This is a genomic window from Kingella kingae ATCC 23330 (genome assembly GCF_900111845.1).
Taxonomy (GTDB): domain Bacteria; phylum Pseudomonadota; class Gammaproteobacteria; order Burkholderiales; family Neisseriaceae; genus Kingella; species Kingella kingae.
Genome location: NZ_FOJK01000008.1, coordinates 17,545 through 41,530, shown reverse-complemented (window position 1 = coordinate 41,530; position 23,986 = coordinate 17,545). Strand labels below are relative to the sequence as shown.

Genomic DNA, 23,986 nt, shown 5'->3' with positions numbered 1-23,986 from the left:
ATTTACAGCACGAAATTGCTGCCGAACGTGAGCGCAACGCCTAATCCTATTTCTGATACTTCGCCTTAATTTGCCGATTGACTTCATCTAGCCAGTCGGCAAATTCATCTAATGGCAAATCGTAAATCTCTTGCACACTCCACCCAAACCACCATGCCATATCGGCGCAAGCAGCTAGTAATTCTTGATTGAGCTGCTGCGAACTTTTCGGATTACTCGTCTTCTTCGCTACGAAATGTGGCTTGAATGGCTTCCAAATCTTTCAAATCCAACATATCCAAATCTTCGGGAACAAGACCCGTAACACGCGACACCAACGCCAAACCTTGTTCCGCCTCGTTGCCGATGTGCATGACTGCACGCAAATCACCCACACGCGGACGGCGCACAGTTACTTTGTTCAGCGTTTGCCCTGTCGCCAAGCGCATGGGATATTTCAGCGTTACCGTGATTTCGCCGTTCAATTCTTGTTTGATTTGTTGTGCTTGTGTCATGATTTTTCCTTAAAAAATGTCGTAAAAACAGGTGTATTTTATTTTCAGGCAGCCTGAAATGCTTTTAACGCGCATTAAAAAAAGTCCTAGCGGACAGCAACCCACTAGGACTTTTAAATTCAAAAATCAAACTCTACGCGCCAATATTTTTGCGGAACTGGCTCAACACGTCCACACCGTCCACGCGGTATTCGTTTTTGAGTGCGTTAAAATACAAGGTTTCACGTCCGTCCACCACCTGACGAATTTCCACCGCCTGATAAGTGCTGCTAAATTCCGCTTTTTCATGCGGTTTGTAGCCACCCAGCGCGTTTTTGCTGAACCATGCCGACACGGTGGTCACAATCGGCACTTCTTTTGCCAAGCCAGTCGCATCAAAAGTTTGCAAATTGCCGCGCACCATCAGTTGCACCGCTTTAAATGGGTGGTTAATAATCCGCGCCGCATCAGGATAAAAGGCATTCCAAGTGATTTCGCCTTCGGGGGCTTCCACGCCGCTGGGCAATTTCACGCCAGCGAACATACCCAAACCTGTGTAATCATCTTGCTTGATTTCAAATTCAGGCAGCTTAAATTCTTTTGCACGACCAAGTTGCGAAACACCGTTCACATACACGTTGGCATTGTAAATTGCGTTGATTACGCTCATTTTCTACCGTCCTTCCTAGCTGTTGCCAACCAAGTTGATTAAATATTTGCGCGTCATCACGCTGGTATTGGTGGCGCGTTCCATCGGCAGCTTGGGCGTGTAGTCATACACAATCGGCACTTGACCTTTGCTAAATGCTTCCGCCAAATCATAGTCATAATCCAAGCTCACGCTGTAACCGACAATACCGCGCACCGTACTCAAATAAGTGCGGATACCTTCTGTCAAGCTGTCAATCAGCGCGTCATCAATTGGGCGGTCAATGTATTGCAGCTCAAAACGGCGAATGCTCTCGTCAATCAAATCGCCTGTGCGTTGCGCCACTTCAAAGTTTTTGATGTGTGATGTGGTGGGGAAACACGCCAAGCGGTTGCCCCATAAGCGATAGCCTGTACCGTAGCTGTTAAATACGGTGGTGATGCCTTTTTCGTTCAGGCGATTGGTTTCGCTCTGTGGGTCGTCCACACGAGCGGTCAAACCGATTTCCAAGCCTGTTACGCCCGACAATTCACGGTTGGACGTTGAAAACCAATACCCCTGTTCCACGTCCGTTTTCATACGCAAACCTGCGGCATGGGTCGCCAAACTTTCCACGCCCAACACGCCAATCACGTGCGGATAAAACAATTGTGCGCGGTCGCTGGATGTATTGAAATTGATGGTGCCAAGATTGCCACGCCCTGTAATCGCTTGACTCAATTTTGTGCCTTTGGGCGCATCGTAATACGCAATGCCATGTAATTTGTCCGCCAAAACCGTTAAAGCAGCCGCGCAAGTGGCGGTCTTGTCAAATTCAGGTGCAATAATGATTTTCGCGTCTGCACCAAAGCGGTTAAAGCCTTCGGTTACCAATTCCATGCCCGTGCGTTTGCCTGTTTGCGCAACATACGCGCCGATGATGTCGGCTTCGGTTACTTTGGTTGGGTCGGTGTGCGTGTAGGTAATTTTAGGGTCGGTAGGTTTGGTTTTAAATTGGATTTCGCCAGTCAAAGCGTTGAGCGCATAACGGTCAGCAGTCAAAGTGGACGTGCTATCTTTTACCACCCAACCGCTTTGCAAAGCAGGTTTTTTGGTTTTAGCAGACAAGGTATCACTATCCACCACCAAAACTTCATCGGTTACGGTGGTCTTGTGCTTACTTGGGTCGCACACATTAACCACATAAGCAATGCCGCTTTTGTAACGTGTCCAAATATTCGTGGCATTGGGGATGGTAAAACCTGCATTGGTCAGCTCTGCGCCAAATTGGGCAAAATCTTTACTGGTTTGGCAAACGGTCAATTCATTGACTGCGCCTGTGGGTGCTGTGCCGATGATGGCGGTAATCGCGCCGTCCACCGTGTAAACTGGGCTAGAACCTCCGTCAATGCGAATGGTTTCCGAGCCGTGATGAAATGCTGCTGCCATGTTGTTCTCCTATGGCGTTTGGGGTTTTAAATGGGGATTGAGTGGGTCTTGTGTGTGGCGATGATGGACTTGTGTTAGCGTAGGTAGGTTTTCAGGCTGGCAAACTTGCACTTGCTGCGTGGTGGTTTGCACAGTTAATTCGTATTGCCATGCACCTGCGTCTTCGCTTAAAAAGCGTTCTTGCAACAAGCTACACGGCAAACAATTGGGCGGCTTAAAGCCCACGATTGCCAAACGCACCTCGTCCAAAATCGCCAACGCGCCATCATCGCCATGCAAATGCGAGCCGATAACCGTCAAATGCAGCACCACATCACGCTGCTGGGCAATCAAGCCTAAACTTTCCAGTTTAGTGAATTTGCTAGACTGATAACCGACAAGCACCGCCCCAACAGGGTGGATAAATTGATAATCCGCAGGGTTTTCGGGGAATACGTCCACGCTAACCCACGGAATCGCTGCCTGTAAATGCGTGGCAACCGCGTCAATAATCGGGCGTGTTGCACTCATTTAGTAACCGTCCCAATCGTGTTTCACACCGCCGCGAACGTGATACGAACCGCGTTCGGGCTGTGCTTGTTTTGCCAAATTATCAACGCCGATGTGGATTTTGCCGTCTCGGATTTGCTCCAATGCCTTGATTGTGGCGTTGTAAGCCGTTTCCAGCACTTTCGGAAAATCCGCCCGATTTAATCGGCGAGAATGCAAATAATGTCGGGCAATATTGATACACAATGGCGGCAACACAGTCGGCACGTCTTGCAAGGGCAATGGGTAACGCCCACGCAAATAGCCGTCCACCAAATCACACGCATAGGCAATGGCTGCCTGAATAATCTCATTGTTTGGCTCTGTGGCTCGCGGCTCGTCATTGGTTAATTGCACCAGCTCCGCCTTGCTCATCGCTTTGGCTAAATCATCGGCGTTGATGTACATGACTTACTGCTCCGCTTTGGAATTGCGTTTCGGCTTTTCAGGCTGCGTTACTTCGGGTGCGGATTGTGCAGGCTGATTGTCTTTTGGCTCTGCCGTTTCAGGCTGCTTTTCCGTCGTTTCAATCAACGTAACGTGTGCCGCCACTTCCGCATATTGCGTATCCGATAAAACCACCGTTTCGCCACGCTCAACGCGCACGTCTTCGCCATTTTCGTTTTGCAAAATCAAGGGAGTATTTGCCAAATATTTGTTTGCCATTTTTTAGCCTTTCATCAACACGGCGACTAATTCGCCAGCTTCCGCCTTAGCCGATACCGCCACGCCAAACGCATTATTTTCTCCAGCCACCGCGCAACCGTTGCCGTCCGCCGCGACTTTTGCCCCTGCGGTAATCGCACCGCCAGCTTCCACCAGCACAATGCCGACACATTCCACCGCCACGCTGTTGCCTTCGTCCGCATCGCGTGGCGTTACGCCATACACAGGAGCATTGGCTTTGGCTTGTTTGCCGTCAAAACCAATCAGGCGATTGGCGATGATTGGGGCATGGGCGGTGGTGGTTGCCACCAAAACGACTTTTTTAGTTAGTGTCATTTTTTTACCTTTCTTTCAGGCTGCCTTTTGTTTCAGGCAGCCTGAAAATTAAATTGCTTTATCAAACAAGAACCCACACGCACCACCCACAGCCGCGACTTTGCGAATGTCGGTGTAACGAGCGTATTCCACCTTACCGCCCACTTCGTTGTAGCGGTCTACCAACGGCATGCCTTGACGGCGCAAGGTGTAGCCAAAACTTGGCTCGCCTTCGTCATTGCCGTTTGACATGATTTTCGGGCGGACAATCAACGCTGCAAATGCACCCCAAACGTCTTTCGTTTGTTTATTTGGCGCAGGAGCAGAAACCGCATTGCCGATAATCACTTCATCTACTTCAAACAAAATTTTCAAAATATCAGGCGTAATCAATTTGCGTTCATTGCTACCCAAAGCAGCCTGCAAAACAGGGTGGTACGACAAAGCGTGCGCCACACTCGCACCCAATACCAACACATTCGGGCGCATACCACAGGCAGCGCGTACCACTTCTTTTGCGTCTGCAATGTCTTTGATTGGGTTGGCGGTTTTGTCACTCCATTTCGTTGCTGCCGACAAATCTTTGTAATGACCGCTCTCGTAAGTCGCCTTACTTTGCAACAGCGTTGCCGTTTCAATTTCTTGGCGCAACTGAATGCCGTTCACGGCGCGACGCGTGGCTTTGGCGCGTTCATCAAACAGGCTTTCTGCTTGTTCGCGGTAATCCACACCAATCGCTAAATCGTGTTCTTCCAACACAACAGGCAACAGTACGGTTTTATCCATGCTTACCACATTACTGGCTGCGCCTACCGCGCGTTCTGTTTGATATTCCACAAACGAGCCTTTGCCAAAAGTCGGGATTTTCACGCCTTCTTTTTCGGTAAACACCACAGGCATAATTTTCTCGCCGATAAACTTGGCTTGTTTATGACCCACCGCCAACTGGGTCAATACAGGGTCAATCTGACCGCGTAACTGGCGTAAATGTGCTGCACTCATCGTATTACCTTTCTGTTATTGAGCTGTGCGGCGAGCCGCTTCTTCGTAGGAAATGTTTTCTTTTGCTGCCAACGCCAAAGCGCGTTCATGATGCGATAAGGCGTTGGGTTCGGCATATTCCGCAAAATCGTGACTGCCTGAATAGCTTTGCGCTTTGCCAGCGTTTTGCGGTGTTGCCATTTCGCCTGTTTCAACAATCGTTTGCTTGCCTTGCAAAAATGCTTTGAATGAATTGACCAGCGCGTTTTCTTCATTGAAATCCGCGCATTGTTCAGGCGATGACATAAAATCCAGCACCTTATTCATCAAATCTTTATCCGCAGGTTTCAGGCTGCCAGCCTTAACCAATTCTTCGCAAAAATTCGCATTGGATTGATGTACTGCATCGCGTTGCGCTTTGGCTTGCGCGGCTTTCAATTCTGCCAATTCGCGTTCTGCTTTTTCACGAGCAGCATTTGCCGCCGCGAGTTCTTGTTCGGTTGCCATATCGGTTTCCTTTGTTTCCGTTTCGTTAAAATCAGGGGTTACAACTTCAGGCTGCGTGGCGGCGCGTTCCCATTCGCCAATCTGCCAAGCTGGGATAATTTGGTCAGCAGCGTCCATGCCGTCTTTGCCAATAATCCACTCACGCAAACGGCGAAAAGTTCGGGCAATCGCGTTTTGTGTCATTGCAAAATCTTCACTAAACACCACAACGCCAGCTTCATCATCTGCAAATTCAATCGCCGCCAAACCCTTAACCGCAGGGGCAGCCGCGCCCAAAAAGCCAACATGTCGCAAATACCAAGACCCCTGCACAGGATTCGCCGAATGCGTAGGCGGATAAAAACTTGCCGACACTTTTTTGTATTTGCCCTGTCGCACCAAATCCACCAAACCATCGTCCACCTGCTTAAAATCCGCCGTCAGCACATCGCCTTGAACGGATAATTTTTCCACCCAGCCAAACGCAGGGGCGTTGTGGGTTGGGTGTCCGATAACAAGCGGTGCTTCGTGAAAATTGGCGTTATAGGCGTTGGCGGCTTGCTGCAAATCTTGCACCGTGATGTTTACTTCCGTGCCGTGCGCGTCTTTGCGTTTGCCAGCGCGGAAAATTTCGTATTGCATAAAAAAACGCCCTTATCTGTTTAGATAGGGCGGATTATGCTTTCAGGCAGCCTGAAAAACTTTTAACGCACATTAAAAAAAGCAGCCTGAAAATAGCTGCTTTTCTAAATCACTCAAATTCGCGTTTATAGCGCGTTTTACCCCAAACCCAAGCAAACCCCCAACCCAAGTTTTAAACGCGTTAAAAATGCGGTCAGAAACGAACCTGACCGCATTGTAGTTTGAATTAGGGATTTTAATCATCATCAAACAAGCCCTGTTGTCGTTTTAACGCTTCCGCCTGCTCAACGGCTTTGACGATTTTGTAAATTTGCTGCACGGCTAAATTGTATTTTCTGGCTAACTCTTGATGATTTTTGCCGTTAAACTCGGCATAGATTTGTTTATCGCGCTCGTCTAATTTGCCGCCTTGGTTTTTGGGAAAGTAAATCAACTGTCCGCCCCAGTTGCAACTTAAATGCTGCGATAATTTTTTGCTGATGATGGTGGCGGTCTGACCGTCTAGCGTGGGGACGTTTTCCATTAAACAAGCTACGGCTTGCGCTTCTAAATCGGCGACTAATTCGGGAACTCGGGTGTCTGCCATAGGCTGTCCTTTCGTGTGATTTATTTCACTGTGTGAAACGATGTTTCAAAAATCAACAATATAATCAATATTCTACAATAATTCAGGCAGCCTGAAAATGGTCTTTTAGGCTGCCTGAAAGTCATTCCCCCCATCCGCCTAACATGGCAACTAATTCATGAATCAATTTAGACAAACTTTCGGCTGCAATCACTTGACTAGCAAAAGCTAAACTGGCTGCATCATCGCTCTGTGATTCTGCTTTTTCTTGCAAAGTATCCAAAAAGCAAATGCGTTTTAACTTAAAGTCTTCCGTTAAAACAAAAGCAATTTGTTCACGCCAAATCAAGCCTAATTCTTTAACTTTCAAACCATTTTTGACATGAATTACCACATCTTCATCACTCAATAGCTTATGACTGATTTTAATCAGTCCATCAAAGCGCGTAACACCTGTTAATTGACACGAATCATCTAATTCAAAATTGCCTGCGGCTTTACTGGCTAATACCCATTCTGTCATCAAAGACATAAGCGACTGCTTGGTATGAGGTAACTTTGCATCTAATCCACTCAAAGCCTCGCGTAAATTTGACAGCATATTCTCAGCAACATGGCTGCTCGCACTACCAATCAACAACAACTGACTAGGCACATGGCACATCGCCATCAAGCGACTACTACGGCACAAAGCGCGTGGTAACAATTCATCTATCACTTGTTCTTTTAACTCAATGCGTTCTTTGCGACCAACAGGACGGCATTCATTCTGCACAATATGTGTGATTTTCTGTTCTACCGCATCTTTAATGACAGAATTAGGCAAAATACGTTCTTGTTTTTTCAAGCTAACCGACCATGTGTTTGCAGCCTGAAAAACCAGCTCGTGTCCAAAATCATGAGGAGGTACAAAACCGAGACTGTACCAATCTAAACCCGTTACTTCCGAAAAAGGGGATTTTGCCAATGCCATTTCCAGCTTATCTACACTAGGAGCGGTTTCAGGGTTCAAGCGATAAACGCTTAATTGTTTAATAAACATTGTATTTTCCTTTACGTTGAAATCTTTTCAGGCTGCAAGTCGGCTTGGAAAACCGCTCCGCCGTTTGCGAGTTGATTCCCTCTCCTGTGGGAGAGGGTTAGGGAGAGGGCAAACTACGCTTTCCCCAATTCAGGCGACACCAACACATACGCGCCATTTTCATCGCGCCGATGAATGCGGATATATTCGCGTGTGGTTTGCGTGTGAATGCTGTCGTCAATCGCCGTCATGGCGCGTTGCCATTTCTCATGCTCAATATTCAAACGACGCAAGCCCAACACTTTTGCCGTGCTGATATTGCCTTCTTTGTTTACATCAAACGCTTGCTGCACAATCGTTTTCAATTCTTGGCGGCTGTCTTGCGTCCACTCGTCCAAGCATTCATCAATTAGCGTTTTGGCGGCGGTTAAGCGTTCGTCAAAGGTCAGCACGTCCGCCATTGCCACAGTAACGCGTAATTCACCGTCAAAGCTATGCAAAGTTACGTTGCCTTTTTTGCTCGGTTTCGCGCCATATTTTTCGGCGGCTAATTCAACGAAAGCGCGAACATCTTCAATGCCGTTGCGCCGTGCTTGTTCCAGTTCACGCATGGGCGTTTCAATCGCTGCAAAAATTTCTTTGACCAGTTCATCGCGGTCTAAATCAATTTCTTTGATGTTCTCAATCGGGATTAAATTGCCGCGAGCGTCTTGGCGGTATTGGCTTAAATCAATTTCGTTCATTTTGGATTTCCTTGTTTGGGTTATAGTGGATTCAATTCAAACTAGGACAAGGCGACAACGACCGCCGTGTACGCGTGGTACATAAGGGCGTTGGTAACGCTGTATTAGTTTGAAGTGAATTCACTATCATTGGGGCGTTTGGCTCGCGCAATCGTGTTCAACAACTGCTGAATATATTGCCGATTGCGCTCGCGTTCGGCTTCGGATAGTGCAGGCTGCTTTTGTTCAATCAATCCTGACACAGCCGATTCGCTGCGTGGTGGAATTTCGCGGATAACTTGTGCTGGCTGCACCCATTTTTCCGCGTGTTGAATCACGCGCTTGAAGGCGGTGGGCAAACGGTTGTGGTCTAAATCTCTATCGTAAAACCATGTGTGGGGGATGAGGGCTTCTTCCCACACCGAGGCAAGCGCAACAATCGCATCGGCTGGCGGTGCGCCTTGTAAACGCAACACGAGTAATTTTTGTAAGCCTTCTATCATTTGGTTATACGCCCAATCAGGCATTTTGCGCGGTGGTTTCATCGGCGCAATCCTTGTAATTGCATGGCTGCGGTCAGCGTTTGGCTGGCTTCGGGTTGCAGGCTGCTTGGATTTCCCTCGCCTTCTGGAAGAGGGGTGGGGAGAGGACTACGCAAGCCTTGCCCTTTCCAACCGCTCATCACTTCATACAAATAACCGTGTGATTTGAGCGGTAATTTCAAGCAGCCTGCATTTCGGCGCGATAGCATTTCACGAAAGCCATACCCCCACGCTTCGGGCGGTGCTGGGTATTCAATGCGGTCGCGATTGATTGCGCCACGTTCCATGTCGGGCTGAATTTCGCCAAGCAGTTTTGCCATGCGGTCAAATGTCAGCGCGGTTTTACTAGGGCGAAACAAGGCAATGTATTGCACGGCTAGTCGCCCTAATTCGCCGTTGATTTGCGCTACCGCCCACACAGCTTGTCTTGCTTCTTCGTGTGCCAGTAATGCGTCTAGGCTGTTTTCTGCTCCGCAGCAGGGGCATCGGGTTTTCATGGTTTCCCTTTCGCTGTGTTTAATCTTGCCAACCATTGACGGTAGGCTTTGATTTCTCTTGTGGCGCGTTGTTCCAATTTGTAATCAGATTCATCACGCGCTACTGCCAATTTCTCTTCCCACTCATTCATTTTTTGGATAATCCAATTTGGGTCGGTCATCATTTGATTTTTCCTTTTAAATTAAAATCAAATAGTTATAAAAATCAACAAGCAAAAAAATTATTGTTTCCATGTGCGTCGCATTTCGTCAATCGGTTGCAAAATGCACACTTTCAGCACAAAACGAATGGACAAACCCAGTACACACACTTTAATCAACAGCTCTACCGTTTCCCAAAAACGCAGGGCAGATAAATAATAAAGCAACTCCATCTCAAATCCCTTTCACAATATCCGCATCTACTTTGGCAAAACCCAAACTAGCTGCTTCATTCATCGCCGCCGATACCAAATTATTGACCGCCAATGGATACAACAAACTTTGCTGCTGTAACTGGTTTTTGTTGCGACTGGTAACCGTCAGCCGTGCAGCAATGGCATCAATGGCGTTGTCGGTTAAAACATCGGCAACGTTCACGCCTACGCGCTCAAATTTGTGTTTCAGGTAGCCTTGCAATTTGCCGTCCGTGAGTGGCAACAGCGTTACCACTTCGCAGCGTTGCACCACTTCACGCACATTTGGGTTGTTCTCACTCAACTTTTGCCCCAGTTCGGTTTGACCGATTAGCACAATCCCAATCAAGCGTTCAAAACCGTTTTTCAGTTCAAAAAAGCGTTTCAAGTGTTTCAGCGTGGGAATGGGCAAACAATGCGCTTCTTCAATCACTAAAACGTGCTTGTTGCCAGCTTTCGCGCTATCGGCAAGGGCTTTGTGAATTTGGCGGAAACGCGCTTCGGGGCTGCGTTTGGGTGATGTATTGGGCGACACGGCTTCCAAAATCGCTTCGGCAATGTGTACCGCTTTGAGCGTTTTGCCTTTTTGGTCGTTGTCTTCCATCGCCAATACATATGGCTCAATCACCACCACTTGACGACCTTCTCGGTTAATGCGGTCTTGCAAGTCTTCGCGCAGCGTGGATTTACCAGCACCCGATTCGCCCACCAGCACAAACGGCACGTTGCGTACGTCATATTTGCGTCCACCAAAATCAATGGTTAAATCGGGATTGACCTTGCGTTCTTCGGGCTTACTCAACACCAATTCACGACAATATTCAGTCGGCGGCGGAATAATCAGTTGCTCGGGCATGATTTTTTGCCAAGCCTTGTAACGGCTCATACCATGTCGGCTGTGGATTTTTTGACCGTTAAAATAACGCATCCACCGATTCGCCAAACCCTGCAACTGCTCAATGCTGTTGATGCGTACCAGTTTCAGGCGGCTTTCAAATTGCGTTTCCACCAAATTATTGCCATTTTCCACTTGCCCTTTGGCGCGTGGATTGCCCACTTTGTTGATAATCACATTCACGCCAAGCTGTTTATTCAGGTGCTTAAATCCATGCCCTGTATTCGCCGACCCTGGGTCAAGCATCACATTCACAGGCACACCGCAAAAAGGGTCTTGCAAACGCTCCGCTTTCGGCTGCATTGCCTGAATAAACGTCTCGCACAAATTCTCCGAGTTCTCGCCACCAAACACATACCACACAAACAGGCAGCCTGAACAATGGTCAGTTACGACATACCGCCACACGCGGTCTTGCTCAATTTTCACGACATTTTTTGGCTTGTTTTTGTAAAATTCGTCCGCATTCATCATGCGTAAACCTGTGTCCTTGCCCGATACAGGCAGGTAAAACAGCACACACAAACTCGCGTCAATCTGCCAAACATGATTTGGGTGCAAACTTTGCAGACTGGTTACAGGTGCAGGCTGCAACAACTGGTCGGACCGCACGTTCCACCGTCATCAAACGTTTGCCGTTTTTCCGCATGGTTTCCATTAGCACGGCGGAAATCATCTGTGCATCTTTGAGTTCCAACGCCGTTTTTCCTGCATCAGCACGGCGTTTACGTTGAGGTTTAACCATCACACGCTCCAATTCTTTGTAAAGTTTTGCCACACTCATGCCCAATTTCTCGGCTTCGGCTTGCAAAAAAGGCGTTTTGCCACCGTGCGGTAATTTACCCAGTTGCGTGGCAATCGCGTTTAATCGCTCGTTTAATACCGCATTCATTGGGGATTACTCGCTTTCAGGCTGCAAATCGCTACCAGTCAGCCATTCGGGCATATCGTCTTCGGGAATCGTTTCAGGCAGCCCATACTGGTCGCGTAAATGCTGACAATCCATAATGATTTGATTGATGACGCCAGTCATTTTTGCCTGATGTGAAATGCCGTGGGCTTGCTCGTGTGCGGCAAGCTGCGTGAAATATTCGCCCAGTTGCACAATGTGGCTGCGAATCGCTACTTCTTTTGCACCGACCGCCATGTATAATTCATTGCCAACATCGGCAGGGTCGGGTTCTTTCAGGCTGCCTTTTTTCTTGGCTTTTTCCAGTTTTTCGGCAAGTTCATCAATCTTGGCGTTTTTATCGCCCAACACCTTGTCTTTGGCTTGCATTTGCTCGCGGTTTTCACGCAGGGCAATTCGCAATTCGCGCACCGTCATTCTGTCCACATCGTCCAAAGTCATGCCGTTTACTTCTTCGCCGTCCGCCAAACCGACTAGGGTAACGTCTTCTTCTACCAAGAGTTCCAGCAGTTTAGATTTGCCCAAGTCCATCAGTTTGGGCGCGGCTTTTTGCATTTGTGGGGTGGCGAAACGTTTAGTTGCATTCATCAAACGCGATGTTTCTGCTTTACCTAATCCAAATTGTTCTTTAACAATGCTTTCAAAACGACCGTATTCGGTATGTTCTTTTAATACAATCAACGCACGCCCCAGTTCAAACATACCTTCCAATGTTTGGCGGACTGCATGACGACCACGTTCAATCCAAGTTGCTTCGTTATAGGTTTCGCCGTTTCCCCATTGTTCCATTACCATCACGCTGTGCATCGCTGCGTGATTACTGGTTGCATTCACATCAATCACTTCCACTTCACTACTCATTTTTTTATCTCCCAAAAGTTCCGACGTCGGAACTTCTTAAAATCTGTTCACACGTTCTGCGGTTTCTTCCAATTTAGCAGTCAAATGAGCTTGCTGCTGCCTGAAACGCTCCGCAATCTGCAAGGTTTTAATGCTGTATGCAAAATTGCCGTTATCTAGTTTCGTTACCAAACCTTCAGCGATTAAATCTTCCAAATCACGGCTCACATGAACCGCAGAAATACCCAAGCCGTCCGCAATTTCTTTATTGCTCAACCCGATAATCGGATGCGCTTCCAAAGCCTTAAATACTTTCAGCACACGGCTGCCTTTTTTACTGATTGCCATTAGGTTGCTCCTATTTCAAACCCAGTTTGACGGCAATTTCATGTCCTTGACCACGGCTGGCTTTTGAAAAAACCATTCAGGACGCGGATAACTTCTTGCGGACGATAGCCATGTTCTCTTGCCCAGCCTGAAAACGTGATGCCTTTTTGTTTAAAATTTTTCTTAACTTGCTCGGGTGTTAAAGCCATTTTTAAGCTCCTTGTTGTGATAAAATTCACGCTATTTATTTGCGATAAATCGCGCTTTTGTTTGCGATGTGTGCATAATATACGCGTTCGCGTATAAAGTAAAGGGATATTTGATGCAAACGTGTATAAAAGAAAGATTGGTTTTTATTTGTGAAAATAAGAATTTGAAATTAAAGGATTTTCAAGAATTAACAGAATTGCCATATAGAACAGCTCAAAGCTATTTAAACGGTACACGCACCCCAAATGCGGAAGGTTTAGAAGTTATTTGTACACGATTGCGTGTAAACCTAAATTGGCTTGTCTGTGGAATAGGCGAACCATTTATTCAGGAAAAGCAGCCTGAAAAAATAAAGTTAGATGTAGATGAAAAAGAATTGCTGGAAAACTACCGCCAAGCCAGTGATAACGGAAAATTTGTTATTTCAAGCGTGGCGCGTAGCACAGAGAAAAAAGCAAACCAAGATAATCAAATTCAAAGATATTATGGGACGTAGATGAACGTGTAAAACCACAAGCTCCGAGAATATGCATTTTAAATAGCAAGGATTTTTGCAATGGATTTTGTTTATTTAGCCAGAGAAGCATGGAAAGTAGGTGATTTTGATACCGCGAGAATGTATTACCAAAAAGCAGCTTATGGCATTCATGGTACAGATAAAACCAATCAAGATGCTTTTACCCAAGAGGTCGCTCAATTTGCAGGAGAAGACCCAACATATCGGCAAGGTATTCAACTAATTAGAGGATATATTGCAGAACAAAATAAACCTGTTCTACAAAGTGATATGACCGCTTACGTTAAAAATCACTTTGGAGAACAACAAGTAGAAGTATTGCGCTATGTACTGTATTATGCAGAAGTGCGTCAGGATATTTATCGCCGTAAGCAAGGACGAAGCTACCTATTGGCATTAACATATGAGCAATTAGCAAATGTGCCAATTGCATCATCAGCAAAAAAGACAAAAAAATTAGCAGTAAAAGACCATGATTTTCTAAAACTGCTTGAACCAAATAAAGCATATGAACGAAAGCCATCAATACTTACAGGGGAACTGTTGCAATTAGGTGTGTGGAAATTGCATGGCACGGCTACACAATTCAAAAAAACACAGTGGGATTTGGCAATAGAATGTCTATTTCGGGCAAAAGAAATTGACGGACAAAATGGAGAGTGGCAAAGTATACACAACTATTTGAGATTGCCATTGTTCTTGCAACAAGCAGGTTTTTTTGAATCTTCTAAATTTGAGTTTATCCAGTTAATAAATCAGTTAGGTGAGATTGTTGAACGAGAGGCAAAATATCACAATCAAAAAGCACTTTACAAAAAATGGCTCAATCATCTGTATTTAAGTCTAGTTTTTGACAAAATTCGCCTATCTTTTAAACGCGAAAAATTGAATGAACAAGCAGAATATTTTGAAAATCTTGCAAAGCAATATCAAGAATTAGCAGATGAGATACAAAAGAAATTAGATGATAACAAGCAACCACTGCCTGAATCTAAACCTATAACAAACAAACCTAGAATATCAGCAAGGCTAATTCAAGATTCAGCAAGTTTAAATCGTTCATCAAATCCCAAGATACCCACCTCGCCACCCAACAGCATAAATGCAAATAAGCAAAATGAAAAAACAGGTTGTATAGGTATCATTGTGGCTGTTGTCATCTTTATTATTTGGATGATTTTATAAATCTCACTTTTTTAATCCGCATTAAAAGCCTTTCAGGCAGCCTGAAAGCATAATCCCCATAACGATTTAACCGTTATGGGGATTTTTTTATGTCTAATCAAACCGAACTCCCTTGGCTTGCCGAAGCCCGACAACACATTGGCTTAACTGAAATCGCAGGCAAACAACACAACAGCACCATTGGCAACTGGCTCATCAGCTTAAAAGCGTGGTGGACGGACAATGAAACGCCGTGGTGTGGCACGTTTGTTGCCCATTGCGCTCGCACAACAGGGCGCGATTTGCCCCAGCATTGGTACAGAGCGTTGGACTGGCAAAACACAGGCACACGATTGAACGCGCCTGCTTATGGTTGCGTGGTGGTGTTTGCGCGTCAAGGTGGCGGTCATGTGGGCTTTTGTGTTGGACAAGACGAACAAGGCAATTTGTGGATTTTGGGTGGTAATCAAGGCAACCGCGTGTCTGTTGCCAAGTTTGCGCGTGAACGGGCGGTCGCGTATGTGTGGCTAGGCAAAGACGGCGTGTCATCGTTGCCCAAAGAATCGCGCTATGACTTGCCTGTGTTGCAACTGGCTGGCGAGTTTAGTCGCAACGAAGCGTAAAGGCAGCCTGCATATGAATCAACTAACATTACACACTCTGGCATTGATTGCATTTTTGTTATCCAAATTAGGATTTGCCTATATTGCCTATTTAGCCGTTACAAACCGTGTGATGTATGCAGGCTGGTTTGTCTTTTTGGCGGTGGTTTACGCGCTAGGGATTGGTTTTAATGCAAAAGTAGATTAAAGATGAAAAAGATGTTACTCGCATTCAGTTTATTAGCCGTTAGCGACCACATTCCTAATTGGAAGCTCAAACTCTCTGCGCCTGCTATTCCACAAAAGCGTCGCGCACATCGTTTTTCAGGTGTTGCTGCTAATCGGCGTAAACAGCGTAAAAAAGGTAAATAGCCATGAAGGTACTCAAATGGTTTAGCGGATTGGTTTGCAACCCAGCCACAGGGCAAATCAGCCATACCAAGCTATGGGCAAACATTGCCGCAGGCTGCATGACCTACAAATTCATGCAAACGCCCAATGCGCCCGAATGGCAATGGTGGGCATACGGCATGATGGTGGGCGGCTATGCTTTGATTAAACGCGGCATTGCTGCCGTGCCACAAGTGGCGCAAATCGCGCAGAAAGGTCAAAACGATGTGGGCAATGTTGAATAAATACCGCTACGCAGTTTATTTCACGCTGTTTTTGTCATTGATTGCGTGTGCGTGGGGCAGCGGTTATTTATCGGCAAAACGTCATTATGTTGCTCAAATAAGCAGCCTGCACCTCTACAACCGCGCCTTTGGCTACACCGATTAAACGAGCGGTGTTACTGCCCATCTCTTCCGAGCTATTGGTGGTTTACGAGCGTCCCGAACGCCCCACCGATGGCTCACCCGAACAACTGTTAAACCACGCAGTGCGCTATGGCACGTATTGCCAAAAATTAGAAACGCAAGTTTCAGGCTGGCTGGCGTGGTACAAGAAAGCCCAACATGACTGATTTTATTGACCGCGCTTGCGAAAACGAAGAGCGATTCCGCGAACAAGCGTTGGCGCAATTCAGGCAGCCTGAAAACAACGCGCCGTCCGCCACACATTGCGAAGAATGTGGCGACCCAATCCCCGAAGCACGACAACGCATTGTTTCAGGTTGCCGTTTGTGCGTGATTTGCCAAACTTTGAAAGAAATAAATGGATAACAAAACTTTTATCAGCATTGAATTTTGGCAACTTGTCAGCTTTTTGTTGTCGTTTTTGGCGGTGTGCTGGGGCTTTGGCAAAATGCTGTTAAGTCAATTTCAGGCGCAACAAGATGAACGCCAAAGACAGCAAGACCGCCTATCTGAAAACTTTGAAAAACTACAAACGCAATTTGCCGAACAAAAAGCCTTGCTGCCTGAAAAATTTGTCTTGCGTGAAGACTACATTCGCAATCAAGCGATTTTAGAAGCCAAAATGGACAGTATTCAAAAGACTTTGACCGACCTTTACAAAATGGAAAGCGCGAAAAAATGAACGAAAAATACCGCCGCGAAGGTATGCGTTGGCACATCATCAACACGCTGAACAAAGCTCGCCCCTACACATCAAGCGAAGTCTTTTTATTGGACGTAATGCGTGGCATTTATCCCAATGTAACCGCCCTAGAATTACGCCAACAGCTTGAATATTTGCAAGACCGCAAACTCTTGGATTTAACCAAACAGCCAAGCGGAATGTGGTTTGCCGATTTAAACCGTTTGGGTGTGGATATTGCCGAATACACGATTGAGTGTCAGGCTGGCATTGCCCGACCTGAAAAATACTGGGAGAGCTGATATGTCGCCACGCAGTAGCATGGAATTGCTGCCTGAAAACGTCCGCCGCGAATTTGAACGCCGTTTGATTGAAAACGGTTTTGCCAATTACACCGAATTGGCGGCGTGGCTCAATGAACAGGGTTTTCAAATTAGCCGTTCCGCCGTGCATCGCCACGGATACAAAATCCAACGCCGTTTGCAAGCCATTAAGGAAAGCACCGAAGCCGCCAAGTTAATTGTCGCCAATGCCGATGATGAAAACGACAGCCGCAGCGAAGCCTTGATGGCATTGTTGCAAAATCAGTTGTTTGAAGCCTTGGTGGACATCAGCGAAAAAGACAGCGAAGAGCTTGCACCCGAGGCGCGGTTTGATTTGTTGAGCGAGGGCGGTAAACGTATTGCAGGGTTGATTTCTGCATCCACGCGCTTAAAAGAATATCAAAACAAGGTCAAATCACGCGCCCTAGCCGCTGCCGATGAAGTCGCCAAAGCCGTGAAAAAAGGCGGCTTATCAGACGACACCGCCGAACAAATCCGTAAACAAATTCTAGGGATTGCGACATGAGCGAAACCATTTTCAAGCAGCCTGAAAGCCGCACCCCAATGGTTTTGCTGCCGTATCAACAACGCTGGATTGCCGATACCAACCCCGTCAAAGTTTGTGAAAAATCGCGCCGCATCGGTTTGTCGTGGGCGGAGGCGGCGGATAGCGCATTGCTCGCCGCGCAAACCAACGGCATGAACGTGTGGTACATCGGCTACAACAAAGACATGGCATTGGAATTCATCAACGATTGCGGCAACTGGGCAAAATTTTACGGCTTGGCGGCTGGCGAAATTGAAGAAACCGAAGAAGTGTTTGTAGAAGGCGATGACAAACAAGCGATTTTGGCGTTCATTATTCGCTTTGCATCAGGCTTTCGCATTACTGCTTTATCCAGCCGCCCGAACAATTTGCGCGGTAAACAAGGGCGCGTGATTTTGGACGAAGCAGCGTTCCACGATGATTTGCCCGAGCTGCTCAAAGCAGCGATGGCGTTGCTGATGTGGGGCGGACAGGTTCACATCATTTCCACGCACGATGGCGTGGATAACCCATTTAATGAGTTAATCAACGACTGCCGCGCAGGCAAAAAACCGTATTCCATGCATCGCATTACCTTTGATGATGCGCTACAAGATGGCTTATATCAACGCATTTGTTTACGGTTAGGCAAAGAGTGGACGGAGCAAGCCGAACGCGAATGGGTTGCCGAAATCCGCGCCAGTTACGGCGATGATGCCAGTGAAGAGCTGGACTGCATTCCCAAAAATGGTGGTGGTAAATGGCTGAACCGCACGTTGATTGAAAGCCGAATGTCGCCGTTCACGCCTGTGTTGCGTTACGACCAAACGGATAATTTCCAGTTACTGCCCGAACATCAACGCGCCGCCGAAGTGCAAGACTGGCTTTCAGGTAGCCTGCACCCTTATTTGCAGCAATTGGACAACACGCGCCACAGCTTTGTCGGTGTAGATTTTGCCCGAAATGGCGACCGCACCGCAATTGTGCCACTCATTCAACAGCCTGATTTAATGCTCAAAACGCCGTTTATCTTGGAATTGGGCAATATGCCGTTTAAGCAGCAAGAGCAGATTTGCGCGTATCTGTTGGTGGGTTTGCCAAATTTATTGGGTGCGGCGTTGGACGCTCGTGGTAATGGTCAGTATTTAGCCGAAGCCATGCAAGACCAGTTTGGTGGCGAGTGCGTACAAGCCGTGATGTTGTCTGAAAACTGGTATCGCAGCCACACTGCACCATTTAAAGCAGCATTGGAAGACGGCACGCTGGACGGCTTACCACGTGATGAAGACATCTTGGCGGACTTGCGCGCCTTTGAATTGATTAAAGGTATCCCACGCATTCCTGACACGCGCACACGTGGTGCGGACGGCAACAAACGCCACGGCGATACCGCAATCGCACTGCTTTTGGCGCATTATGCTAGCCGAGAGTTAAATGTTGGTGCGGTGCGTGTCAGCAGCCGAGCCGTGCGCCGAAGTAGCCGATTAACAGACGGATTTTGATTTCAGGCAGCCTGAAAACTGGAAAGATTTATGAAACCCCACATTAAACTCAAAACCCCCAATGGCACAATTCTTGCCACACCCGAACAAATGGCAAGCCAAATCGCGGTTTCAGCGCGATTTGGTATGCACGGCTTTAACGGCTGGCTGCCCAATCCCGACCCGATTTTACGCAAAATGGGGCGACACATTGATGTATACCGCGAATTGTTGCGTGACCCATTGGTAGGTGGACAAGTTCGCAGACGCAAAGCAGCCGTTGCACGTTTGGAATGGCGATTGGACGGCGATGACGTACCGCAAAATGTCCGCGATACGGTGCAGGCTGCTTTTGAGCAGTTAGATATTTTTAACCTGATTAAAGATATTTTGAATGCGACTTTATTCGGTTATCAGCCGATTGAAATTGTGTGGCAACGCGACAAATTGTGGCTGCCTGAAAAAATCGTGGTCAAACCGCAAGAATGGTTTGCGTTTGGCGAACAGGGCGAAATGTATTTTATTGAACACGGTTTGCATAATAACAGGCTGCCTGAATACAAATTTCTTTGCCCCAAACAAGAAGCCAGCTACGACAACCCCTACGGTTTAGGTGATTTGGGTTTGGTGTTTTGGGCGGTTACGTTCAAACGTGCAGGGCTGAAATTTTGGGCGGAGTTTACGCAAAAATACGGTAGCCCGTGGCTCATTGGTAAAGAACCGCGTTCCAACACCCAAGCCGACACCGACAAATTGCTGGACGCACTGGAAGCCTTAATGGGCAACGCGATTGGCACAATCCCCAATGACAGCAGCGTGGAAATTCACGAAGCCACAGGCAAATCCGCGTCTGTTGATGCGTATGACAAGTTAATCCGCTATTGCCGTTCAGAAATCAACATCGCCTTGCTCGGTCAAGACCAAACGACCGAAGCCAACACCAATCACGCCAGCGCATCGGCTGGTTTGGAGGTAACGGACGATATTCGCGACAGCGACAGTCGCATGATTGAAGCAACGTTTAACCAGTTGATTGACTGGATTTGTGAGCTGAATTTCGGCGATGTAACGCGACCTAAATTTGTGTTGCATGAAGCAGAAGAGTACGGCTCAACCGAATTAGCCCAGCGCGACCAACTTCTACATCAAATGGGCGCACGTTTTTCCAATCACTATTACAAGCGCGCTTATGGTTTGCGTGATGATGACTTGTTGCCGCCTGAAAAGCAGCCTGAAAGCACAGATTTTGCCGAAAACGATGTTTACCAAACCTTTGAAAACACAGTTTCGGGCAGCCTTGCCCTTTTGTCCAAATCTTCTGATTTGGGTATAAAAGGGTACGCCGTAGGCGGTAAAGCTGATTTCACAAATACATTTGTTCAGAATTTACAAAACGGTGCAACGCCCGAAATCGTGTTACATCAATTAGCCGAAAATTATCCAAACATGAACGACCAAGCCTTACAAGATGAATTGGCACGACTGATTTTCTTGGCGGATTTAGTGGGGCGTTTGGAAGTGCAAGCGGAGTTGACTGATGAAACCTGATATTTACTTATTATTTGGTATGACACCTGAAAATGCCATTGCCTACCTAAAACAAAAGCGTGTTGATGTATCGTGGGATTGGCAAGATATGTTGGACGATGCTCATGTTGCCGCGTTTACGGTAGCCAAAACGGCTGGCATGGACGTAGCCAACGACATTTATCAAGCGGTGGTTAAGGCAGCCGAACAAGGGCAACCATTCAAAGATTTTGAACGCGAACTCACGCCTGTATTACAAAGCAAAGGCTGGTGGGGCAAACAAGAACACCCGAACCCCGATATGGGCGAAATTCAAAACGTACAACTTGGCAGCCCATACCGCCTGAAAACGATTTATTTAACCAATTTGCAATCCGCTTACATGGCAGGGCGATACGCGGAAATGGTTGCCGCCAAAGATACGCACCCCTATTGGCAATATGTCGCCATCAACGACAAACGTACACGCGAAACGCATCGTCTATTGCACGGTCATGTGTATGCCGCAGATGACCCCGTATGGGACAGTTTGTATCCACCGTTGGATTACCGTTGCCGTTGTCGGGTTCGTCCACTCTCGCGTGAGCGTGGCGAAAGCCAAGTATTACCCAGCCCAAAACTGGAAACCATTACCGTAGATATTGGCGAAAACAAACACACGGGCGAGCAGCGTTACGCCCAACGTACAGGCATTCGTGTGGACGGTCAATTTATTGCGCCCAATGCAGGTTTCAATGCCAATCAAGGACAGACGTTTCTACAACGCACTGCACGGATAGCGATAAAAAAAGTACAAAACGTACCACCCGAATTGGCTCGTGTAGCGGTTAAAGAAATGATGGCACAGGAAAAATTTCGCAATGCCTTGACTTTGGCTGAACTGGCTTGGGTGGCTGAATTACTGGGATTAATGCCATGATTAAAATCAGCGTAGAAAGTGAAAGTTTAGAACACAGTTTAAACCAGCTCTTGCAAAACATACAAAACCGCCGACCGATGATGGCAAGTGTGGCAGCAGAATTGTTATCGATGACAGAAGATAACTTTGAAAGCGAAAGCTGGGGTGGAGATAAATGGAAAGAAACCCATCGCGGTGGCAAAAAACTGCAATTAAGTGGTCAGCTTGCCGCGAGTTTGACTACGCAGTCGGGTAATGATTTTGCACGGATTGGGTCTAATAAACCGTATGCAGCAATTCATCACATAGGTGGGCAAGCAGGGCGGGGGCGTAAAGTTCACATTCCTGCTCGTCCTTATTTACCGATTGATGGTTCAGGGGCGTTACAGTCTGGCGGCGAGAAGCGTTTGCTGGATATTGTGAAAGCGTCGTTGGCTCGTGGGTTGTGATTTGCTCAAAAATGCGAAAAGCGGACGATGTTGTCCGCTTTGTTTTTTTGTTTCACTGTGTGAAATGGCGTTGCAGTTTTTAATCCCACTTTGTTTTGAATTGTCCCGTTTTATCCTGTTTATCTTGCTTGAGTATGGGTATTTATATTGGTGGGGTTCAGGCGTTCCAAATTATTGGTTGCCGAGCCACAAGCCAAATCCACCGTACCATTGCTCACCACGGAATGCGGTTTTGCGATGTAACCAAGTTATAACGCACTGTCAAATTGGGCATATTCAATTCTTTTTTGACCGCTTCCACGATTTTTAATTGCAAATCGTATGCAAAGCCAACAGGTTGATTGGGTTGGTCGGCAATATACGAAAACGGAATAGATGAGTCGCGATGCCCCAACACAATCGTGCCACTTTCTTTGATTTTGTCCAAAGTATAGTGGATTAAATTTAGATTAGGACAAGGCGACAACGACCGCCGTGTACACCTAGTAAGTACATAAGGGGGTTGGCAACGCGGTACTAATCTAAATTTAATTCACTATAATTGGGTACAAAATCAAAAAAATAGGAGCGAATGAAACATCATTCGCTCCTGTTGTTTTATTTATGCTTTCCGTTGCAACACCGCCGCAAAAAAACCGTCTGTATTATGCACCGCCGTGTCCATACGCAAAAATTCGCCTGTGTCCAAATCAATCTTTTGCGTCGCCAATAATTCCGCGCAATTTAACAATTCAAAATCGGGATTGTTTTGCAAAAATTGCGCTACTTGCATTTCATTTTCTTCGGGCAACACGCTACACGTTGCGTAAACCAAACGTCCGCCCGATTTAACCAGTTGCGAAGCAGCCTGCACGATGCTTTGCTGTTGTTTCAACAAATTCGCCAGCGTTTCGGGCGATTGGCGGTATTTCAAATCAGGATTACGGCGCAACGTCCCCAAACCAGAACACGGCGCGTCCACTAACACGCGGTCGGCTTTGCCGTGCAATCGCGCAATGCGTGGGTCGTGTTCGCTGCCAATTTTTTCGGGGTGAATATTGGTCAAACCTGCGCGTGTCATGCGCGGTTTCAAGTTGGCAAGGCGTTTTTCTGCAATATCAAAGGCATAGATTCGCCCTTTGTTTGCCATTTGTGCGCCAAGGGCAAGTGTTTTGCCACCTGCGCCTGCACAAAAATCCACGATGATTTCACCGCGTTTTGCGCCCACCAGTTGCGCCAACAGTTGGCTGCCTTCGTCTTGTACTTCAATCGTGCCGTCTAAAAATAACGGGTGTTTGTTCAGCGCAGGTTTGTCGTTGAAGCGGATTCCGTGTGGTGCGAATGGCGTAGCAATGGCATTGGGGAACTCGGTTTGCAGTTGCGCGAGAATTTTGTCGCGTTTGCCGTTGAGTGTATTTACGCGAATATCTAGCGGTGCTGGTTGTGCCACACTGCGCCCAAATTGCAAGATTTGTTCGTCTGAATCGTGTTTTTGCAGCACTTCAATCAACCATTCTGGCAACTCGGCTGCGGTGTGCAGGCTGCTTGCGAATTCGGTTTTGCGTGATTTTAAGCTGCTCAAAAATTCTTTTTCGTTGTCGTCTTCGTTTAATAAATCTTCAATTTGGGAAATATTGACGCTGCGTCCCAAAATCAACGCGGCAAGAGCGGCTTTTCGCGCTTGAACGTGCGGACGGCGCAAGGCTGCAGCGATTTTTTGATAATGGCGAATGGCGGCGAATGCGGTTTCGGCAATTTCGTGGCGGTCGGCGCGTCCGAGTTTGCGGTTGTCGCGCAGATAATTGGATAGCACAACATCGGCTGGGTCGGCAAACGTGAGCATTTGGGCTAATACGGTGGCGGTGTGGTGGAGTTGAGTGGCATTCATGGTGTTACTTCGTCAAAAATAAAATATAAAAAGTGCAGGCTGCTTTTGCGCTGCAAAGCGT

38 protein-coding genes and 2 pseudogenes are annotated in these 23,986 nt (G+C 47.1%); 16 read left to right on the top strand and 24 right to left on the bottom strand.

Features of this window, described 5'->3' with window-relative positions:
* Positions 1 to 46: 46 nt before the first annotated feature.
* The 22 genes and pseudogenes from BQ5809_RS03095 to BQ5809_RS02995 all read right to left on the bottom strand — a co-directional run bounded on the left by BQ5809_RS03095 (position 47) and on the right by BQ5809_RS02995 (position 13,091).
* A complete protein-coding gene (locus BQ5809_RS03095; RefSeq protein ID WP_003792207.1) occupies positions 47 to 160 on the bottom strand; it encodes a GpE family phage tail protein in 114 nt (37 codons plus the stop codon).
* A 52-nt stretch (positions 161 to 212) separates the two neighbouring features.
* Complete coding sequence (locus tag BQ5809_RS03090) at positions 213 to 494, bottom strand: phage tail assembly protein (RefSeq protein WP_003785080.1); 282 nt, start codon at positions 492 to 494, stop codon at positions 213 to 215.
* Positions 495 to 627: 133 nt separating this feature from the next.
* Positions 628 to 1,143: a phage major tail tube protein gene (locus BQ5809_RS03085; RefSeq protein ID WP_003785079.1), complete on the bottom strand. Its 516-nt coding sequence runs from the start codon at positions 1,141 to 1,143 to the stop codon at positions 628 to 630.
* Between the two features lie 15 nt (positions 1,144 to 1,158).
* Entirely contained in the window at positions 1,159 to 2,550 is a 1,392-nt protein-coding gene (locus tag BQ5809_RS03080; RefSeq protein WP_003785078.1) for a phage tail sheath family protein, read from the bottom strand.
* 9 nt (positions 2,551 to 2,559) lie between these two features.
* Positions 2,560 to 3,060 carry a Gp37 family protein gene (locus tag BQ5809_RS03075; RefSeq protein WP_003785077.1) on the bottom strand — a complete coding sequence of 167 codons (501 nt, stop codon included), beginning with the start codon at positions 3,058 to 3,060 and terminating at the stop codon, positions 2,560 to 2,562.
* Positions 3,061 to 3,486 (bottom strand): DUF1320 domain-containing protein, encoded by a 426-nt coding sequence (locus BQ5809_RS03070; RefSeq protein WP_003785076.1) that lies wholly within the window; start codon positions 3,484 to 3,486, stop codon positions 3,061 to 3,063.
* Between the two features lie 3 nt (positions 3,487 to 3,489).
* Positions 3,490 to 3,744, bottom strand: a complete 255-nt coding sequence (locus tag BQ5809_RS03065; protein WP_003785075.1) for a hypothetical protein — start codon at positions 3,742 to 3,744, stop codon at positions 3,490 to 3,492.
* Between the two features lie 3 nt (positions 3,745 to 3,747).
* Positions 3,748 to 4,080 carry a DUF2190 family protein gene (locus BQ5809_RS03060; protein ID WP_003785072.1) on the bottom strand — a complete coding sequence of 111 codons (333 nt, stop codon included), beginning with the start codon at positions 4,078 to 4,080 and terminating at the stop codon, positions 3,748 to 3,750.
* Between the two features lie 48 nt (positions 4,081 to 4,128).
* A complete protein-coding gene (locus BQ5809_RS03055; protein ID WP_003785071.1) occupies positions 4,129 to 5,061 on the bottom strand; it encodes a major capsid protein in 933 nt (310 codons plus the stop codon).
* 15 nt (positions 5,062 to 5,076) lie between these two features.
* Positions 5,077 to 6,168 (bottom strand): hypothetical protein, encoded by a 1,092-nt coding sequence (locus tag BQ5809_RS03050; RefSeq protein ID WP_003785069.1) that lies wholly within the window; start codon positions 6,166 to 6,168, stop codon positions 5,077 to 5,079.
* 235 nt (positions 6,169 to 6,403) lie between these two features.
* Positions 6,404 to 6,754, bottom strand: coding sequence for a Mor transcription activator family protein (locus BQ5809_RS03045; RefSeq protein WP_003785065.1), 351 nt, complete (start codon positions 6,752 to 6,754; stop codon positions 6,404 to 6,406).
* A gap of 121 nt (positions 6,755 to 6,875) precedes the next feature.
* Positions 6,876 to 7,775 carry a recombination-associated protein RdgC gene (locus tag BQ5809_RS03040; RefSeq protein ID WP_003785064.1) on the bottom strand — a complete coding sequence of 300 codons (900 nt, stop codon included), beginning with the start codon at positions 7,773 to 7,775 and terminating at the stop codon, positions 6,876 to 6,878.
* A gap of 113 nt (positions 7,776 to 7,888) precedes the next feature.
* Positions 7,889 to 8,497 (bottom strand): DUF3164 family protein, encoded by a 609-nt coding sequence (locus tag BQ5809_RS03035; RefSeq protein WP_003785061.1) that lies wholly within the window; start codon positions 8,495 to 8,497, stop codon positions 7,889 to 7,891.
* 104 nt (positions 8,498 to 8,601) lie between these two features.
* The gene (locus BQ5809_RS03030; RefSeq protein WP_003785060.1) at positions 8,602 to 9,021 is read right to left on the bottom strand and encodes a hypothetical protein; all 420 of its coding nucleotides are present in this window, start codon (positions 9,019 to 9,021) and stop codon (positions 8,602 to 8,604) included.
* Complete coding sequence (locus tag BQ5809_RS03025; RefSeq protein WP_003785058.1) at positions 9,018 to 9,515, bottom strand: hypothetical protein; 498 nt, start codon at positions 9,513 to 9,515, stop codon at positions 9,018 to 9,020. The genes BQ5809_RS03030 and BQ5809_RS03025 overlap by 4 nt, the downstream gene beginning before the upstream one ends.
* A complete protein-coding gene (locus BQ5809_RS03020; RefSeq protein ID WP_003785057.1) occupies positions 9,512 to 9,679 on the bottom strand; it encodes a hypothetical protein in 168 nt (55 codons plus the stop codon). The genes BQ5809_RS03025 and BQ5809_RS03020 overlap by 4 nt, the downstream gene beginning before the upstream one ends.
* Positions 9,680 to 9,736: 57 nt before the next feature.
* The gene (locus BQ5809_RS10960; protein WP_003785056.1) at positions 9,737 to 9,889 is read right to left on the bottom strand and encodes a hypothetical protein; all 153 of its coding nucleotides are present in this window, start codon (positions 9,887 to 9,889) and stop codon (positions 9,737 to 9,739) included.
* A gap of 1 nt (position 9,890) precedes the next feature.
* Positions 9,891 to 10,622 (bottom strand): annotated as a pseudogene (locus tag BQ5809_RS11530) (ExeA family protein); the annotation flags it as partial.
* Positions 10,611 to 11,697 (bottom strand): annotated as a pseudogene (locus BQ5809_RS11525) (transposase); the annotation flags it as partial. The pseudogenes BQ5809_RS11525 and BQ5809_RS11530, both read right to left, overlap by 12 nt.
* Before the next feature lie 6 nt (positions 11,698 to 11,703).
* Positions 11,704 to 12,576 (bottom strand): DUF3102 domain-containing protein, encoded by an 873-nt coding sequence (locus BQ5809_RS03005; protein WP_003785051.1) that lies wholly within the window; start codon positions 12,574 to 12,576, stop codon positions 11,704 to 11,706.
* A 36-nt stretch (positions 12,577 to 12,612) separates the two neighbouring features.
* Positions 12,613 to 12,903: a hypothetical protein gene (locus BQ5809_RS03000; RefSeq protein ID WP_003785049.1), complete on the bottom strand. Its 291-nt coding sequence runs from the start codon at positions 12,901 to 12,903 to the stop codon at positions 12,613 to 12,615.
* A gap of 38 nt (positions 12,904 to 12,941) precedes the next feature.
* Positions 12,942 to 13,091, bottom strand: a complete 150-nt coding sequence (locus tag BQ5809_RS02995; RefSeq protein ID WP_003785047.1) for a helix-turn-helix domain-containing protein — start codon at positions 13,089 to 13,091, stop codon at positions 12,942 to 12,944.
* A 113-nt stretch (positions 13,092 to 13,204) separates the two neighbouring features.
* On the opposite strand from BQ5809_RS02995, the gene BQ5809_RS02990 reads away from it, so the two are divergent.
* The 16 genes from BQ5809_RS02990 to BQ5809_RS02925 all read left to right on the top strand — a co-directional run bounded on the left by BQ5809_RS02990 (position 13,205) and on the right by BQ5809_RS02925 (position 22,058).
* A complete protein-coding gene (locus BQ5809_RS02990; RefSeq protein ID WP_003785045.1) occupies positions 13,205 to 13,588 on the top strand; it encodes a helix-turn-helix domain-containing protein in 384 nt (127 codons plus the stop codon).
* A 60-nt stretch (positions 13,589 to 13,648) separates the two neighbouring features.
* Positions 13,649 to 14,794, top strand: coding sequence for a hypothetical protein (locus tag BQ5809_RS02985; RefSeq protein ID WP_003785043.1), 1,146 nt, complete (start codon positions 13,649 to 13,651; stop codon positions 14,792 to 14,794).
* Between the two features lie 89 nt (positions 14,795 to 14,883).
* Positions 14,884 to 15,396 (top strand): NlpC/P60 family protein, encoded by a 513-nt coding sequence (locus tag BQ5809_RS02980; protein ID WP_003785041.1) that lies wholly within the window; start codon positions 14,884 to 14,886, stop codon positions 15,394 to 15,396.
* 13 nt (positions 15,397 to 15,409) lie between these two features.
* A complete protein-coding gene (locus BQ5809_RS02975; protein WP_003785039.1) occupies positions 15,410 to 15,583 on the top strand; it encodes a hypothetical protein in 174 nt (57 codons plus the stop codon).
* An 11-nt stretch (positions 15,584 to 15,594) separates the two neighbouring features.
* Positions 15,595 to 15,747, top strand: a complete 153-nt coding sequence (locus tag BQ5809_RS10955) for a hypothetical protein (RefSeq protein WP_158529714.1) — start codon at positions 15,595 to 15,597, stop codon at positions 15,745 to 15,747.
* 2 nt (positions 15,748 to 15,749) lie between these two features.
* Positions 15,750 to 16,010 (top strand): hypothetical protein, encoded by a 261-nt coding sequence (locus BQ5809_RS02970; protein WP_003785035.1) that lies wholly within the window; start codon positions 15,750 to 15,752, stop codon positions 16,008 to 16,010.
* A complete protein-coding gene (locus BQ5809_RS11075; protein WP_003785033.1) occupies positions 16,000 to 16,155 on the top strand; it encodes a hypothetical protein in 156 nt (51 codons plus the stop codon). The genes BQ5809_RS02970 and BQ5809_RS11075 overlap by 11 nt, the downstream gene beginning before the upstream one ends.
* Entirely contained in the window at positions 16,139 to 16,339 is a 201-nt protein-coding gene (locus tag BQ5809_RS10695) for a hypothetical protein (protein ID WP_032827305.1), read from the top strand. Before BQ5809_RS11075 ends, BQ5809_RS10695 begins: the two co-directional genes overlap by 17 nt.
* The gene (locus BQ5809_RS02960; RefSeq protein WP_003785029.1) at positions 16,332 to 16,538 is read left to right on the top strand and encodes a TraR/DksA family transcriptional regulator; all 207 of its coding nucleotides are present in this window, start codon (positions 16,332 to 16,334) and stop codon (positions 16,536 to 16,538) included. The genes BQ5809_RS10695 and BQ5809_RS02960 overlap by 8 nt, the downstream gene beginning before the upstream one ends.
* Positions 16,531 to 16,854, top strand: coding sequence for a hypothetical protein (locus BQ5809_RS02955; protein WP_003785028.1), 324 nt, complete (start codon positions 16,531 to 16,533; stop codon positions 16,852 to 16,854). The genes BQ5809_RS02960 and BQ5809_RS02955 overlap by 8 nt, the downstream gene beginning before the upstream one ends.
* Complete coding sequence (locus tag BQ5809_RS02950) at positions 16,851 to 17,156, top strand: hypothetical protein (protein ID WP_003785025.1); 306 nt, start codon at positions 16,851 to 16,853, stop codon at positions 17,154 to 17,156. Before BQ5809_RS02955 ends, BQ5809_RS02950 begins: the two co-directional genes overlap by 4 nt.
* 1 nt (position 17,157) lies before the next feature.
* Entirely contained in the window at positions 17,158 to 17,703 is a 546-nt protein-coding gene (locus BQ5809_RS02945; protein ID WP_003785024.1) for a DUF3486 family protein, read from the top strand.
* Entirely contained in the window at positions 17,700 to 19,205 is a 1,506-nt protein-coding gene (locus tag BQ5809_RS02940) for a terminase large subunit domain-containing protein (protein ID WP_003785023.1), read from the top strand. The genes BQ5809_RS02945 and BQ5809_RS02940 overlap by 4 nt, the downstream gene beginning before the upstream one ends.
* 30 nt (positions 19,206 to 19,235) lie before the next feature.
* Entirely contained in the window at positions 19,236 to 20,732 is a 1,497-nt protein-coding gene (locus BQ5809_RS02935) for a DUF935 domain-containing protein (RefSeq protein ID WP_003785021.1), read from the top strand.
* Complete coding sequence (locus tag BQ5809_RS02930; protein ID WP_003785020.1) at positions 20,722 to 21,630, top strand: phage head morphogenesis protein; 909 nt, start codon at positions 20,722 to 20,724, stop codon at positions 21,628 to 21,630. Before BQ5809_RS02935 ends, BQ5809_RS02930 begins: the two co-directional genes overlap by 11 nt.
* Entirely contained in the window at positions 21,627 to 22,058 is a 432-nt protein-coding gene (locus tag BQ5809_RS02925) for a phage virion morphogenesis protein (protein WP_003785019.1), read from the top strand. The genes BQ5809_RS02930 and BQ5809_RS02925 overlap by 4 nt, the downstream gene beginning before the upstream one ends.
* A gap of 214 nt (positions 22,059 to 22,272) precedes the next feature.
* Here BQ5809_RS02925 and BQ5809_RS02920 read toward each other — a convergent pair whose 3' ends face one another.
* Together BQ5809_RS02920 and BQ5809_RS02915 are read right to left on the bottom strand one after the other, a co-directional pair.
* Complete coding sequence (locus BQ5809_RS02920; RefSeq protein ID WP_003785018.1) at positions 22,273 to 22,524, bottom strand: type 2 periplasmic-binding domain-containing protein; 252 nt, start codon at positions 22,522 to 22,524, stop codon at positions 22,273 to 22,275.
* A 135-nt stretch (positions 22,525 to 22,659) separates the two neighbouring features.
* The gene (locus BQ5809_RS02915) at positions 22,660 to 23,925 is read right to left on the bottom strand and encodes an RsmB/NOP family class I SAM-dependent RNA methyltransferase (RefSeq protein WP_003785017.1); all 1,266 of its coding nucleotides are present in this window, start codon (positions 23,923 to 23,925) and stop codon (positions 22,660 to 22,662) included.
* Between the last annotated feature and the right edge of the window lie 61 nt (positions 23,926 to 23,986).